A 16,789-nucleotide genomic window follows, 5' to 3' on the forward strand; every position below is an offset into this window, starting at 1 on the left:
TACATAGCACCCGCAGCAACATGGAAGGTGAAGCGACTCCGGTGACTGACTCTTCCATGACTGCTTTGCTGCAACAGCGGGCCGGGCGCCAGCTCGATGCGGCGGCATGCACTTTCGGCGGCTCGACACCACCGGGTGCCGCCGCATGACGTCGAGCATCCGGGGCGAGGCCGACCTTCGCCACTGGCTGGTCGACTATTTGGTGACGAATATCGGCCGGACGCCCGACGAGGTCGACCCCGAGCTGTCGCTGGCCGATCACGGCGTGAGCTCTCGCGAGGTGGTCGTACTTTCCGGTGAATTGTCGGAGTTGCTGGGCAGGAAAGTCTCTCCGGTCGACTTCTGGGAACACCCGACGATCAATGCGCTGGCCGCACACCTGACCGAGTCCGCGCCCGCAGCCGACGCGGACGCCGCGCTCAAGCGCCCGGCTCCCAACTCGCTCGACGAACCGATCGCGGTCATCGGGATGGGTTGCCGCTTCCCCGGCGACATCTCGGGACCGGACTCGTTGTGGGAGTTTCTCTGCGACCGCGGGTGCACGATCTCCGAGGTGCCGCCGCAGCGCTGGCAGCCGTTCGACAACGGTTCACCCGAGGTGGCGGCGGCGCTGGCCCGCACCACCCGGTGGGGATCGTTCCTACCCGACATCGACGCTTTCGACGCGGAGTTCTTCGAGATCACTGCGCAGGAAGCGAACAAGATGGACCCTCAGCAGCGGCTGCTGCTGGAGGTCGCCTGGGAAGCCCTAGAGCACGCCGGCATCTCCCCGAGTTCGCTGAGCCGGACGCAGACCGGGGTGTTCGCCGGGGCATGCTCGAGCGAATACGCCGCTATCACGTTGGGCGATCTGCCCCGGGTCGACGCGTGGAACAACACCGGCGGCGCGATGAGCATCATCGCCAACCGGCTCTCGTATTTCCTCGACCTGCGCGGCCCGTCGGTGTCCGTCGACACCGCGTGCTCGTCGTCGTTGGTGGCCATCCACCTGGCCTGCCAAAGCCTGCGCACTCAGGATTCCAACCTGGCGATCGCCGCCGGGGTGAATGTGTTGTTGTCCCCCACGGTATTTCGCGGTTTCGACCAGGCTGGCGCGTTGTCGCCGACCGGTAAGTGCCGCGCCTTCGACGCCGCGGCCGACGGGTTCGTGCGCGGTGAGGGCGCCGGGGTGGTCGTGCTCAAGCGGCTGACGGACGCGCAACGCGACGGCGACCGGGTGCTCGCCGTGATCTGCGGCTCGGCCGTCAATCAGGACGGGCGCTCCAACGGGCTGATGGCCCCCAACCCCGCGGCCCAGATGGCGGTGCTGCGCGCCGCCTACACCAATGCCGGGATGCAGCCGAACGAGGTCGACTATGTCGAAACCCACGGCACCGGAACACTATTGGGCGATCCGATCGAAGCGCGCGCGCTGGGCACGGTGCTGGGTCGCGGACGTTCGGAAGACTCTCCTCTGCTCATCGGCGCGGTGAAGACGAACATCGGCCACACCGAAGCCGCGGCCGGGATCGCGGGCTTCATCAAGGCGGTCATGGCGTTGCAGCGCGGCCAGATTCCGCCGAACCAGCGCTTCGAAAGTCCCAACCCGCACATCCCGTTCGCCGAACTGCGCATGAAGGTCGTTGACACACAAACGGAATGGCCGCAGACGCAGCATCCGCGCCGGGCCGGCGTGTCGTCCTTCGGCTTCGGCGGCACCAACGCGCACGTGGTACTCGAACAGGGCCAAGAGGTGGCGTCGCGGCCGCCCGGCTCCGAGCCGAGCATCTCCACCTTGGTGGTCGCCGGAAAGACGCCGCGACGGGTGGCCGCGACGGCGGCGGCGCTGGCCGAGTGGATGGAAGGCGCCGGGGCCGGCGTCGCCCTGGCCGACGTGGCGCACACGCTCAACCACCACCGCGCCCGCCAATCCAAGTTCGGCACCGTGGTTGCCCGCGATCGCGCCCAAGCGGTGGCCGGATTGCACGCGCTGGCCGCGGGCCGGCACGCGCCCGGAGTGGTGGGTCCGCAGGAAAGCGACGAGGCGCGACCGGGCACGGTGTTCGTCTACTCGGGCCGCGGATCGCAGTGGCCCGGTATGGGCCGCCGATTGCTGGCCGACGAGCCCGCGTTCGCCGCGGCGGTCGACGAGTTGGAGCCGGTGTTCGTCGAGCAGGCCGGGTTCTCGCTACACGATGTGCTGGCAGGCGGCAAGGAACTCGTCGGTATCGAACAGATTCAGCTCGGCCTGATCGGCATGCAGTTGACGCTGACCGAGCTGTGGCGCTCCTACGGCGTGGAACCCGACGTGGTGATCGGCCACTCGATGGGTGAGGTTGCCGCCGCGGTGGTGTCCGGGGCGCTGACGCCCGCCGAGGGCCTGCGGGTGACCGCGACGCGCTCGCGGCTGATGGCGCCGCTGTCGGGACAGGGCGGGATGGCACTGCTCGGACTCGACGCGGCCGCCACCGAGGCATTGATCGTGGAGTACCCGCAAGTGACGCTCGGGATCTACAACTCGCCGAGCCAGACCGTGGTCTCCGGGCCCACCGAGCAGATCGACGAGTTGATCACCCGGGTGCGCGGTCAGAACCGCTTCGCCAGCCGGGTCAATATCGAAGTGGCGCCGCATAATCCGGCGATGGACGCGCTGCAGCCGGCGATGCGCGCGGAGCTGGCCGACCTGGCTCCGCAGACGCCGACGATTCCGATCATCTCCACCACCTACCCGGATCTCGACATTCGCCCGGCCTTCGACGCCGAGCACTGGGCCACCAACATGCGCAACCCGGTGCGCTTCCAGCAGGCCATCGCTCATGCCGGAAGCCCGGCCGGCGGACCCTATCACACCTTCATCGAGATCAGCGGGCACCCGCTGCTGACCCAGGCGATCAGCGAAACCCTGCACAGCGCCCAGCACGGCAGCAAGTACGTGAGCATCGGTAGCTTGCAACGCAACACCGACGACACCATCAGCTTCCGATCCAGCGTCAACACCGTGCGCGCCACCCATCCGCCCCAGACACCGCATCCTCCCGAGCCGCACATCCAGATCCCCACCACCCCCTGGCACCACACCCGGCACTGGATCGACACCGCCCCCATCGCCTGCTCCACACCGGAATCCTTGCACCGCAACGGTTCCGCGCTGCCCGGCGCGGCTGATGGTCAGCTCGACGGCAGCTCGTATCGGCTGACGTGGCCGGCCATTCCGTTAGCGGCCACCGAGCTGGTGGCCGCCGCCGACCACGGACGCTGGTTGGTGATCGGCGATCCGGACCTCGCGACCCAGCTGGCCGCGGAGACGGTGGCCGCCGACGCCGACCCGGTGGAATTGGCCGAGGCGCTGGGCGAAGTCGACCATGTGTTGTACGCACCGGCGGTCCCCGACGATTCGTTCGATGTCGGGTTGGCCTATCAGCTGTTCGACCAGGTGCGCCGGCTCGTCGCGGTGCTGGCCGCCGGCGACTCGTCGGAGAAGTTGTTCCTTCTCACCCGCAATGCCCAACCCGTCTTCGAGGGCGATCGCGCCAACCCGACGCACGGACTGCTCTGGGGGCTTGGCCGCACACTTGCCCTCGAGCACCCCGAAATCTGGGGTGGCATAGCTGATTTCGACGCTTCGGTGCCGCCGGCGATCGTGGCCAGGCAGTTACTCGAGGAGGTCGCCGGCACCGACGGCGAAGACCAGGTCGTGTACCGGCGCGGTGCGCGCCACGTGGCCCGGCTGCAGCGCCGAACCCTGCCCACCGAATCACCGGTCACGCTGGACGCCGACGGTAGTCAGCTCGTCATCGGGGCCACCGGAAACATCGGTCCGCACCTGATCCGCCAGCTCGCCGCAATGGGCGCCAAAACGATCGTCGCGGTATCCCGCAATCCCGGCTTGCGCCTGCAGGCACTGACGGAAACCCTTGCCGCGGAGGGCACGAACCTCGTCACGGTGGCCGCCGACGCCACCGACGAAGCCGCGATGAGCACGCTGTTCGCCCGGTTCGGCAGGGACCTGCCGCCGCTGCAGGGGATCTATCTGGCGGCCTTTGCCGGTCAGCCCGTCTTGCTCGGCGAGATGACCGACGACGACGTGCGCGCGATGTTCGCGCCCAAACTCGATGCCGCCGCGCTGCTGCACCGGCTGTCGCTGACGACAACGTCGCTGCGCCACTTCGTGCTGTTCTCCTCGATCTCCGGCCTGACGGGTTCACGCTGGCTCGGCCACTACGCCGCCACCAGTGGGTATCTGGACGCGCTGGCCTACGCCCGTCGCGTCATGGGTCTGCCGGCGACCACCGTCAACTGGGGACTGTGGAAATCGCTGGCCGACACCGACGAGGCCAGCCAGGTCAGTGTGGGATCCGGGTTGCTGCCGATGGACGACGAGGTTGCGATCGGCACCCTGCCGCACGTGATGAGCGCCGCGGCTGGAGTGCATTCCATTGTGGTGCAAGCGGATTGGCCGCTACTGGCGGACACTTACCGGTCACGCGGATCGCTGCGCATCGTCGACGACCTGCTACCGGCACCCGGTGAGACGGCCATGGGTGAAAGCGAGTTCCGCATCTCGTTGCGCACATGCGAGCCGGAGCGCCGCCGCGACATGCTGTTCGACCGGGTGGCCACCCTGGCCGCCACGGCGATGGGACTGGCCGCGGGCGAGGCACTCGATCCGTCGACCGGCTTCTTCCAGCTCGGGATGGACTCGCTGATGAGCGCGATGCTGCGCCGCGCCCTGTCGGACGATCTCGGTGAGGCGCTGCCGGTATCCGTGGTCTTCGATTACCCGACCGTCTACAGCCTGACCGACTATCTGGCCACCGCGCTGCCCGAACTCGAAACAGACGCCGAGCCCGTCGCCGACGCCTACGACGAGCTCGACGAGGACGCGTTGCTCGCCGAGCTTTCGGAAAGGCTACGAGGCTCTCGATGACTGCCGCCACACCGGACCGCCGGGCGATCATCACCGAGGCGCTGCACAAAATCGATGATCTGACCGCGCGGCTGGAAATCGCCGAACAGGCGAGCACCGAACCGATTGCCGTCATCGGAATGGGCTGCCGGTTGCCCGGCGGCGCCAACTCCCCCGAGCAATACTGGGATTTGTTGCGCGACGGCCGAAGCGGCATCGTCGGCGTGCCACCCGAACGCTGGGACGCCGAGGCGCTGTTCACCGAGGACCACACCGTCCCCGGCACCATCTGCAACCGCGAAGGCGGCTTCCTGACGGACTGGCAGCCCGACGAATTCGACGCCGAGTTCTTCGCCATCCCGCCCCGCGAGGCCGCGGCGATGGACCCGCAACAGCGATTGTTCATCGAGGTCGCCTGGGAAGCGTTGGAAAACGCCGGAATTCCGCCCCACACGCTGCAGGGCACCCAAACCGGAGTCTTCGTCGGGGTCACCGCCTACGACTACATGCTGAAGATGTCGGGCGCGGTGCGGCCCGACGAGCTGGACGCCTACCTGCTGACCGGAAACTCGGCGAACTTCGCCGCGGGGCGCACGGCCTACCTGCTCGGCGCCCGTGGTCCCGCGGTGGTGCTCGACACCGCATGCTCCTCGTCGCTGGTGACGATCCACCTGGCGTGTCAGAGCCTGCGTTGGCGGGAGAGCGACACGGCGCTGGCCGGTGGGACCAACCTGCTGCTCAGCCCGGTGGCCAGCATCGCGTGCTCGCGTTGGGGAATGCTGTCGCCGGAAGGTCAGTGCAAGACCTTCGACGCCGGCGCCAACGGCTATGTCCGCAGCGAGGGCGCCGGCGTGGTGGTACTCAAGCGGCTGTCCGACGCGCAAAAAGACGGCAACCGCATCCTCGCGGTGATTCGCGGTTCGGCGGTCAACCAGGACGGCGCCAGCAGTGGGGTGACGGTGCCCAACGGCCCGGCGCAGCAGGCACTGCTTCGCCAGGCGCTGAACGTGGCCAAGCTGACACCGGCCGACATCGACTACATCGAGGCGCACGGAACCGGCACCCCCCTGGGCGACCCGATCGAGCTCGACTCGCTGAGCACGGTTTTCGGTGACCGCGAGGGCCGCGCACCGCTGGTGCTCGGGGCCGTCAAGACCAACCTCGGCCACCTGGAAGCGGCCGCCGGGATCGCCGGATTCATGAAGACCGTACTGGCCGTCGAACATGGCCGAATCCCGAAGAACCTGAACTTCAGCGAGCTCACTCCCCATGCCAGCCAAGGTGTTTCGCGGCTGAAGATCGCCACCGAAGACATGGAATGGCCGTCGAGTGAGGCGCCACGGCGGGCGGGGGTGTCGTCGTTCGGTGTGAGCGGGACGAACGCACACGTGGTGATCGAGCAGGCGCCGTCTTCGGCGCCTGCGCCGGAGCGGGACTCCCAACCGGTGTCGACGCTGGTGCTGTCCGGCAAGTCGGCGCAACGCGTGGCGGCGACGGCATCGGTGCTCGCGGACTGGATGGACGGCCCGGGAGCCGCGATACCGCTGGCCGACGTGGCCCACACGCTCAACCACCACCGGGCCCGGCAGCCCAAGTTCGCCACGGTTGCCGCCGTCGACCGCGACCAGGCGGTGGCCGGGTTGCGCGCGCTGGCCGCCGGTGAGCCCGCCCCCGGTGTGGTCGGCTGCCCGGAGACCGCCGTCGGACCGGGCACCGTGTTCGTCTACTCGGGCCGCGGATCACAGTGGGCCGGAATGGGGCGCCGGTTGCTGGCCGACGAGCCCGCATTCGACGCGGCCATCACCGAACTCGAACCGGTTTTCGTTGCGGAGGCCGGGTTTTCGCTGCGCGATGTGATCGCCGGCGGCAAGGAATTGCTGGGCATCGAGCAGATCCAGCTGGGCCTGATCGGGATGCAGCTGGCGCTGACCGCGCTGTGGCGCTCCTACGGGATCACGCCGGATCTGGTGATCGGCCATTCGATGGGAGAGGTGGCGGCCGCGGTGGTGGCCGGCGCGCTGACACCCGCCGAGGGACTGCGCGTGACCGCGACCCGGTCGCGGCTGATGGCCCCGTTGTCCGGGCAGGGCACCATGGCCATGCTCGAACTCGACGCCACCGCCACCGAGCGGCTGATCGCGGATTATCCGCAGGTCACCCTGGGGATCTACGCCTCGCCTCGCCAGACGGTCATCTCCGGGCCGACCGGGCAGATCGACGAGTTGATCGCCACGGTGCGCGCGCAGGGCCAGTTCGCCGGCAAGGTCAATATCGAAGTGGCCCCGCACAATCCGGCCATGGACGCCCTGCAGCCGGCGATGCGTGCCGAACTGGCCGAGCTCACCCCGCGCCCGCCGACCATTCCGATCATCTCGACTACCTATGAAAACCTTGATCGCCCAGTCACATTCGACGCCGAGCACTGGGCCACCAACATGCGCAACCCGGTGCGCTTCCAGCAGGCGATCAGCGCCGCCGGCGCCGAGCACCACACCTTCATCGAGGTCAGCGGGCATCCCCTGCTGACCCACGCCATCACCGAAACCCTCGCCGCGCGCGACGGCGCCGCTGACCGGGCCGGCTATCTGAGCATCGGCACATTACAGCGCGATGCGCACGACACCCTGACCTTCCACACCAACCTCAACGCCGCGCACACCGTCCGCCCACCGGAGACCCCGCACACCTGCGGGCCACAGGCCGTGCTGCCGAGCACGCCCTGGCAGCACGGCCGGCACTGGATCTCCCCCAGCGCCACGGCACACCACTCACCAAACGGCCACCCGCTGTTGGGCTTTGGTGTCACCGACCCCACCAACGGCACCCGGGTATGGGAAGGCGAGCTCAACCCCGATCTGTTGTGGCTGGGCGATCACGTGATCGACGATCTGTGCGTGCTGCCCGGAGCGGCCTACGCCGACGTCGCGCTGGCAGCGGCGACGGAAGCGTTCGCGGAATCCGCGGACGGCGAAGACCGGCCGTGGATGATCCGGGAGCTGCGCCTGGATCAGATGCTGCAGGTGACCGACGGCACGGTGCTGGTCACGACGCTCACCGGCAACGAGCAGACCTGTCAGGTCGAAATGCGCACCCACAGCGCATCGGGATGGATCAAGCACGCCAGCGCCACCGTCGCGCGCGAGACCGCCGGCCAGCTTGCCGGTACCGCCGTCGACTCGAATGATGTTGCGGCCGAGATCAATCCCGACGAGTTGTACGAGCGGCTGCGTGCCGCAGGGCAACAGCATGGACCGGCGTTTCGCGGGATCACCGGCCTCACCGTGGCGACATCCGGCGCCGCGCGCGCCGACGTGCGGCTCCCCGCGTCGGCCAAAGCCGGTTCCCGTAACTTCGTGCTGCACCCGGTGATGATGGATATCGCGGTGCAGGCACTCGGTGCCACCCGGGCCGCGACGGATCTGGCCGGCGGGCAGAACGCCCGGCAAACCCTGGTGCTGCCAATCCGTTTCGCGGGCGTCCACGTGTACGGCGACATCGCCGACGGGGTGTGTTCGACCGGCTCACTTGCCGCCACCGACAGCCCGGACCGGTTGCTCGGCCAGGTCGTGCTGACCGACGCCGACGGTCGGCGGCTACTCGTCATCGACGAAGTCGAAATGGCGGTGCTCGGGTCGGCAAGCGGTGGGGCGCACGATCACCTACTCACCCTGGAATGGGAGCCCGCCCCGCTGGACAAGGCCGCCGCCAGCCTCGGCGGATTGCTGTTGATCGGTGATCCCGCCGCGGGCGATCCGCTGCTGCCCGCGTTGCGGTCGTCGCTGAGCGACATCGTCGCCGAAGTCGACGTGGTGTCCGCGACCGACACCGCGCAGCTGCGCGCGGCGATCACCCGAAACCCGTGGGACAGCATCGTCGTGCTGTGCCCGCCGCGCGCGGTCGACGAATCACTCTCGGAGACCGCCCAACTGGACCTGGCGCTGGGGCGCACCCTGTTGATCGCGGAAATCGCCAAGACCGTGACGCGGATGGGCGCCCGCAACAGCCCGCGACTGTGGATCGTCACGCGCGGCGCACAGCAGGTCGACGCGGACGAATCAGTCACGTTGGCGCAGACGCAGCTTCGCGGTATCGCCCGGGTGCTGACCTTCGAGCATCCGGAGCTCAAGACCACGATCGTCGACGTCGAGGCCGATGGTGCCGGCGCCGACTCGCTGGCCGCGCTGACCGAGGAGTTGCTCGCCGGCTCCGACGCCGACGAGATCGCGCTGCGCGCCGGGCGTCGCTACCTGAACAGGCTGGTGCCGGCCGCGACCACGGCCAAAGGCGAGCTGCTCGGCGAAACCCGCCGCACGAAAGTGAACCTGGACGCCGGTGGCGCGGTACGGCTGCAGATCGACGAGCCCGGACGCCTGGATGCGCTGAGATTGCATGCGGTGAAACGGATTCCGCCGAATCCCGATCAGGTCGAAGTCCGGGTGGCCGCGGCAGGCCTCAACTTCAGCGACGTGCTCAAGGCGATGGGTATCTACCCCACCCTCGACGGCGCCCCGCCCATCATCGGTGGCGAGTGCGCAGGCGTCGTCACCGCCGTCGGCAGCGATGTCGACTCCGTGCGGGTCGGCCAGCGCGTCATCGCCATCGGCCCGGGCAGCTTCGGCTCGCATCTGACGACGGTCGCCGATCTGTGCACCCCGATCCCCGACACGCTGCCGGATCCCGAGGCGGCGGCGTTCGGCATCGCGTATCTGACGGCCTGGCACTCGCTGGTCGAGGTCGGGCGACTGGCCCCCGGCGAACGGGTGCTGATCCATTCCGCCACCGGCGGTGTGGGTGTGGCGGCGATGGCGATCGCGAAGATGATCGGCGCCCGGATCTACACCACGGCCGGTTCGGATGCCAAACGCGAGACGCTCGCCGGGCTCGACGTCGAGTACGTCGGCAATTCGCGCACCGTGGATTTCGCCGACGAGATCCTGGAGCTCACCGACGGCTACGGCGTGGACGTCATCCTCAATTCGCTTCCCGACGAAGCGATTGCGCGCGGGGTGCAGATCCTGGCACCCGGCGGCCGATTCATCGAACTGGGCAAGAAAGACGTCTACGCCAATGCCACCCTGGGCTTGGCCGCACTGACCAAGAGCGCCTCCTTCTCCGTCGTCGACCTGGACCTGAATCTCAAGCTGCAGCCGGCGCGGTACCGCGCGATGCTCACCGAAATCCTGCGGCACGTCGCGGACGGCAAACTGCAGGTGCTTCCCGTCACCACGTTCACCCTCGAGAACGCGGCCGACGCGTTCGCGCTGATGGCATCCGGACGCCACACCGGCAAGATCGCCGTCACGGTACCGGCCACCGGCCGCATCGACGCGATCGCCGAAACCCCGCAGCCACTGGTCAGCCCGGACGGCGGCTACATCATCGTGGGCGGCATGGGCGGCCTCGGCTTCGTCGTGGCACAGTGGCTGGCCGAGCAGGGCGCGGGATTGGTTGTGCTGAACGGGCGTTCGGCACCCGGTGCGGACGCGACGGCGGCGATAGCGGAACTGAGCGCCGCGGGCACCCGCATCGATGTGGTCACCGGTGATATCGCCGAACCCGGTACGGCCGACCGGCTGGTGCAGGCGGTCCGCGACGCCGGCTTCCGGGTGGCCGGCGTGCTGCACAGCGCGATGGTTCTCGACGACGAGATCGTGCTGAACATCTCGGATTCGGCCGCGCGTCGGGTGTTCACCCCGAAGGTCACCGGCAGCTGGCGACTGCATCAGGCCACCGCCGAACTGGACGTCGATTGGTGGCTCACCTTCTCGTCGGCATCCTCGCTGCTGGGTACGCCCGGCCAGGGAACCTACGCCGCCGCCAACTCGTGGGTCGACGGCCTGGTCGCCTATCGGCGTTCCCGCGGACTGCCCGCCGTCGGAATCAACTGGGGCCCTTGGGCCGAGGTGGGTCGCGCCCAGTTCTTCGCCGATCTCGGCGTCTCGCTGATCACGATCGACGAAGGGCTGGCGGCGATGCAGCAGCTGCTGTCGGTCGACCGCGCCCGCACCGGCGTCATCCACCTCGACGCCCGGCAGTGGTTCCAATCCTTCCCCACCGCGGGCGGGTCGTCGTTGTTCGCGAAGTTGCACGACTCGACGAAGCTGGAACGCCGCGGCGGCGGCGCGATCCGCGCCGAATTGGATGCGACCGCCCCGGCCGAGCGGCCGGATCGGCTGGCGGCCACGATCGCCGACCAGATCCGCGCGGTGCTGCGCTCCACCGAGCCGATCGATCACGATCGGCCGATGGAGTCGCTGGGCCTCGACTCGCTGATGGCCCTCGAGCTGCGCAACAGGCTGGAGGCGAGCCTGGGCACCACGTTGCCGGCCGCCCTGGTCTGGGCGTACCCGACGATCCACGACCTGGCCGGTGCCATGTGCGAACGCCTGGGCTACGAAACGATGGCCGAACCCGAACCCACCGCGGACACGGAAGACGAACTATCCGACGAGGAAATGGAATTGCTGTCCGACCTCGTTGCGGCGAGTGAGCTGGAGACGGCAACTGGGGGCAGTGAGTAATGACAAGTCTTGCCGAACGCGCGGCACAGATGTCCCCCAAGGCGCGCGAGGTGCTCGCGCGTGAGCTGGTCCGCGCGGGCACGGCCTTCCCCACCGACGTCGCCGAGCCGATAGCGGTCGTCGGGATCGGCTGCCGGTTGCCCGGGAATGTGTCTGGGCCCGAAAGCTTTTGGCAGCTGCTCGTCGATGGCCGCGACGCCGTCGGCGAGGTGCCGGCCGATCGGTGGAACGGGGACGCGTTCTACGATCCCGATCCGCAGGCCCCGGGACGAATGACGACCAAGTGGGGCGGCTTCCTCGACGACGTCGCCGGGTTCGACGCCGACTTCTTCGGCATCACCCCCCGCGAGGCCGTCGCGATGGACCCGCAGCAGCGGATCCTGCTCGAGGTGGCCTGGGAGGCCCTCGAACACGCCGGGGTCGCGCCGGATTCGTTGAGCGGCAGCCGAACCGCGGCGATCATGGGTGTGTCGGCGTGGGATTACACGATTCTCAACCTCGAGCGCAACACCGAGATCGACGCCTACATGAGCACCGGGAATCCGCACAGTGCCGCGGTGGGGCGCATCTCGTATCTGCTGGGACTTCGCGGTCCGGCGGTGGCCGTCGACACCGCCTGCTCGTCGTCGCTGGTGGCCATCCACCTGGCCTGCCAGAACCTGCGGCTGCGGGAAAGCGACGTCGCGCTCGCCGGCGGGGTGCACCTGTCCCTGTCGCCGTTCACCAGCATCGCGCTGTCCAAGTGGTCGGCCCTGTCGCCGACCGGGCGGTGCAAGACCTTCGACGCCCTGGCCGACGGGTTCGTGCGCGGCGAGGGCTGCGGCGTGGTGGTGCTCAAGCGGCTGGCCGACGCCGTGCGCGACGGCGATCGGGTGCTGGGCGTGGTCCGCGGTTCGGCGATCAACTCCGACGGCCGGTCCAACGGCATGACCGCGCCGAACGCGGCCGCGCAGCGCGACGTGATCAGCGCCGCGCTACGGATGGCCGACGCGCCGGCCGACAGCGTGAATTACGTCGAAACACACGGCACCGGAACGATTTTGGGCGATCCGATCGAGTTCGAGGCGCTGGCGGCCACGTACGGCGGCGGCGATGGCCGCTGCGCGCTGGGCTCGGTCAAGACCAACATCGGGCATCTGGAGGCCTCGGCCGGCGTCACCGGATTCATCAAGGCGATCCTTGCGGTGAATCGCGGTTACATTCCGCGCAACCTGCACTTCAACCGGTGGAACCCGGCCATCGACCCGTCCGGGACGCGGCTGTTCGTGCCGACCGAGGGCACCGCGTGGCCCACCGACGGCCTCCGCCGGGCCGCGGTGTCGTCGTTCGGGCTGAGCGGAACCAACGCTCACGTGGTGGTCGAGCAGGCGCCGGCGTCGGCCGCACCACCCTCGGTCGAACCGGTGCTGTCCACGTTGGTGGTGTCGGGCAAGACGCCGCAGCGGTTGGCGTCGACGGCCGCGACACTGGCCGACTGGATCGCCGGTCCCGGAGCCGCGACCCCGCTCGTCGACGTCGCGCACACGGTGAATCATCGAAGGGCCCGGCACAGTTGGGTGGGCACCGTCGTCGCGCGCGATCACGCCGCCGCGGTGGCGGGACTGCGGGCATTGGCCACCGGCACGCCGGCCCCGGGTGTGGTGGCCGCCATCGAGGCCGGCCATGGATCCGGCACGGTGTTCGTCTACTCCGGCCAGGGTGCGCAGTGGGCCGGCATGGGCCGCCGGTTGTTGGCCGACGAACCCGCCTTCGCCGCCGCCATCGCCGAACTGGAGCCTGATTTCCTTGCACAGACCGGCTTTTCGCTGCGGCAGACGCTGGCCGACGGCAGCCCGGTCACCGGAATCGACAAGATCCAGCCGCTGCTGGTGGCCATCCAGCTGGCGTTGACCGCGCTGTGGCGGCACTACGGCGTGGTACCCGACGCGGTGATCGGGCACTCGATGGGTGAAGTGTCGGCAGCGGTGGTGTCCGGCGCGCTGAGCCCCGCCGAGGGGTTGCGCGTGATCGCGACCCGCTCAAAGCTGATGGCGCAGTTGTCCGGCCAGGGCGCGATGGCCCTGCTCGAACTCGACGCCGCGGGCGTCGAAGCGCTGATCACCGACCACCCGGACGTCACACTCGCCGTGCACGCCTCACCCCGCCAATCGGTGATCGCGGGCCCACCCGACCAGGTGGATGCCGTCATCGCGGCCGTGGCCGCCCGTAACCTGCTGGCCCGCCGCATCGAGGTCGACGTGGCCTCCCATCACCCGATCATCGACCCGGTGCTGCCGCAATTGCGTTCGGCGTTGCACGATTTGGCGCCCAAGCCGCCGACCATTCCGATGATCACCACCACGATGGAAGGCCCCGCACCGCTGCTGGACGCCGACTACTGGGCGGCCAACCTGCGCAATCCGGTGCGCTTCCATCAGGCGATTACCACCGCGGGTGCCGAGCACCACACGTTCATCGAGATCAGCCCGCACCCGTTGCTGACTCATTCGATCAGCGACACCCTCGGTGATGCCAACGCGCACACCCTCGGCACCTTGGCGCGCGACACCGACGACACGGTGACCTTCCACGCGCAGCTCGCCACGCAGCTCGTCGCCAAGGCGAACACCGCGACCAACACCGGCGGCGGTCAGCTGGCCGACATCCCCGTAACACCTTGGGAGCACACCCATTACTGGATCGCCGACCGGTCGGCGGTGTCGAACTCCGTTGCGACCCACCCGTTGCTGGGTGCGCACATCGAGGTGCCGTCCAGCCACGACCACGTCTGGCAAGCCGATGTCGGCACCGACGTGTCCCCCTGGCTCGCCGACCACAAGGTGTTCGGACAGGCGACCATGCCCGGCGCCGGTTTCACCGAAATCGCGTTGGCCGCAGCCAGTGAGGCGTTGGGAGTGCCGGCCCACGCAGTGGCGCTCAACCAGCTCGAAGTCGAGCAGATGCTCACCCTGAACGACCACACCCAGTTGACCACCCAATTGATGCGCGGTGCCGACGACAAGATCCGCATCGAAATCTATTCCCGCTCAGCCGGTAACGACTGGACTCGGCACGCCACGGCCAAGGCCGAACTACGAACACCGGAGACCCCCTCCGAACAGCCCGCACCCGCCGGTGGCGGCGGCGAGACCGCGATCAATCCGGCCGAGGTGTACGCCGCGCTGCGGAAGGCCGGTCAATTCCACGGCCCCGCTTTCGCCGCGCTGACGGCTGTGCGCCGACTGCCCGGCGGTGCCGTCGAAACCGAGATCGTTCTTCCGGACGAATCGCCGTGGCACCCCGACTTTCGGCTGCATCCGGTAATGCTGGACGCGGCCCTGCAGAGTTTGGCGGCCGCGATACCCGACGACGAACTCGCCGGATCCGCCGAGGCCAGCTATCTCCCGGTGTCCTTCGAGTCGGTCCGGGTGTACGGCAATCCCGGCCGGCGGGCCCGCTGCCGGGCGCAGCTGTCCGGCCTTGACGAAGGCGGCGCGGGAAAACTCGGCAGAATCGTCTTGACCGATGACGCCGGAGCCGTCATGGCGGAGATCAACGACATCTATGTGCGGCGTGTGGAACGACGGAGCGTGCCACTTCCCTTGTCGCAGAAGGTCTTCGATACCGCCTGGGTGCCCCGGCCCGTCGTCGCCGGGCCCTCCGACGTCCCCGGCAGTTGGCTGGTGCTCACCGACGGGCAATCGTCGGAGGCCGGTCAGTTCATCGAGGGATGGCGTTGCGCGGCACACCGCGTCGTCACCGCCGACCTGCACGACGAATCCGCCGTGCTCGCCGCATTCGCCGACACCGCGGGTGATCCCGAGCGTCCACCCGTCGGCGTGGTGGTATTCGTCGCGGCCAACCCGGGCGTGAGCAACGACGGCATCGCAGCGGCGCGGGAAGCGGTCTGGTCGGTTTCGACCGTCGTGCGCACGATCATCGGCGGCTGGCATGGCCAACCCCCGCGGCTGTGGCTGGTGTCGTGCGGCGGCCTGCCCGTCGGTGACGAAGCCGGCCAGCCGGGGATCGGCGCGCTCAAGGGCCTGGTGCGGGTGCTGGCCTACGAGCATCCGGAATTACGCACCACCCTGGTCGATCTCGACGTCGGCCGCGATCCGGTCGGCGCGCTGAACGCCGAGCTCGAATCCGCGGTGTCCGGCTCGATCGAGGACGTGATCGCCTGGCGAGCTGACCAGCGCTACGTCGAACGGCTGTCCCGTGCCACGCTCGATGAGCCCACCCGCGCCGACGTGATCCGCTCTGGCGCGTCGTACATCATCACCGGCGGCCTGGGCGGTCTCGGCTTGGTGTTCGCGCGCTGGCTGGCCGACGGCGGCGCGGGCCGCATCGTCCTCAACGGCCGCAGCGAACCCTCGGACGAACAGCGCGCGGTGCTCGCCGAACTTGAACGCAAGACCGAGATCGCGGTGGTTCTAGGCGATCTCGCGGTCGACGGCGTGGCCGAAAAGTTGGTGGCCGCGGCCGGTGAATCGACGCTGCGCGGCGTCCTGCACGCGGCCGCGGTGCTCGACGACAGCCTGGTGTTCTCCATGACCAAGGACAGCATGGAACGCGTCTGGGCGCCCAAGGTCATCGGTGCCCTGCGGATGCACGAGGCCAGCGCCGGATGCGAATTGGACTGGTGGCTCGGGTTTTCCTCCACCTCGTCCCTGCTGGGCGGTCCCGGACAGGCCTCGTACGCCTGCGCAAGCGCCTGGCTGGACGCCCTGGTCGACTGGCGCCGGGCATCGGGTCTGCCGGCGACGGTGATCAACTGGGGCCCGTGGGCCGAGGTCGGGCTGGCCCGCACCCTGACCGGCGGACCCCTGGATCCCATCACCCCGGCCGAGGGTGTCGCGGCGCTGGAGCCATTGCTGGCCACCGGTCGTGGCCACACCGGCGTCGCCCGGCTGCGGGCCGACCGGGCGCTGATCGCCTTCCCCGAGATTCGCAACCTCGGCTACTTCACCAGCGTCGTCGAGGAACTCGAGGCAGCCGGTGACGGTGGCAACTGGGCCGGACCCGAGGCACTGAGCGGCCTCGGTCCCGACGAAGCGCAATCGGCGATCGCCGACCGGCTGCACGCACGCATCGCGGCGGTCATGGGCTACGCGGAACGATCGGCCGTCGACGCGGACCTGCCACTGGTCGAGCTTGGCATGGATTCCCTTATGGCGGTGCGTATCCGCAACTCCGCGCGGGCTGATTTCGGCGTCGAGCCGCCGGTGGCGCTGTTGCTGCAGGGCGCGACGCTCAACGATCTCACGGCCGAGCTGCTCCGCCAGCTCGGGCTTACCGGTGACGCGCAAACACACCAGCACGAAGGTGCTGTGCGCGACCGGGCACAGCAGCGCGCGGCGGCGCGCCAACAAGCCGCACTGCGGCGGAAGCGAGGACGTTAGTA

3 protein-coding genes are annotated in these 16,789 nt (G+C 69.0%); all 3 read left to right on the forward strand.

What is annotated here, in order from left to right; translation table 11 throughout:
* Nucleotides 1-145: 145 nt before the first annotated feature.
* From G6N55_RS08255 to G6N55_RS08265, 3 genes are read left to right on the forward strand one after another with little or no spacing between them, the layout of a single operon-like run.
* Nucleotides 146-4,906, forward strand: a complete 4,761-nt coding sequence (locus tag G6N55_RS08255) for a type I polyketide synthase (RefSeq protein ID WP_085226303.1) — start codon at nt 146-148, stop codon at nt 4,904-4,906.
* Nucleotides 4,903-11,406, forward strand: a complete 6,504-nt coding sequence (locus G6N55_RS08260) for a type I polyketide synthase (protein ID WP_085226301.1) — start codon at nt 4,903-4,905, stop codon at nt 11,404-11,406. Before G6N55_RS08255 ends, G6N55_RS08260 begins: the two co-directional genes overlap by 4 nt.
* The gene (locus tag G6N55_RS08265; protein ID WP_085226300.1) at nt 11,406-16,787 is read left to right on the forward strand and encodes a type I polyketide synthase; all 5,382 of its coding nucleotides are present in this window, start codon (nt 11,406-11,408) and stop codon (nt 16,785-16,787) included. The genes G6N55_RS08260 and G6N55_RS08265 overlap by 1 nt, the downstream gene beginning before the upstream one ends.
* The last annotated feature ends 2 nt before the right edge of the window (nt 16,788-16,789 follow it).

It is taken from the genome of Mycobacterium florentinum, from assembly GCF_010730355.1.
Taxonomy (GTDB): domain Bacteria; phylum Actinomycetota; class Actinomycetes; order Mycobacteriales; family Mycobacteriaceae; genus Mycobacterium; species Mycobacterium florentinum.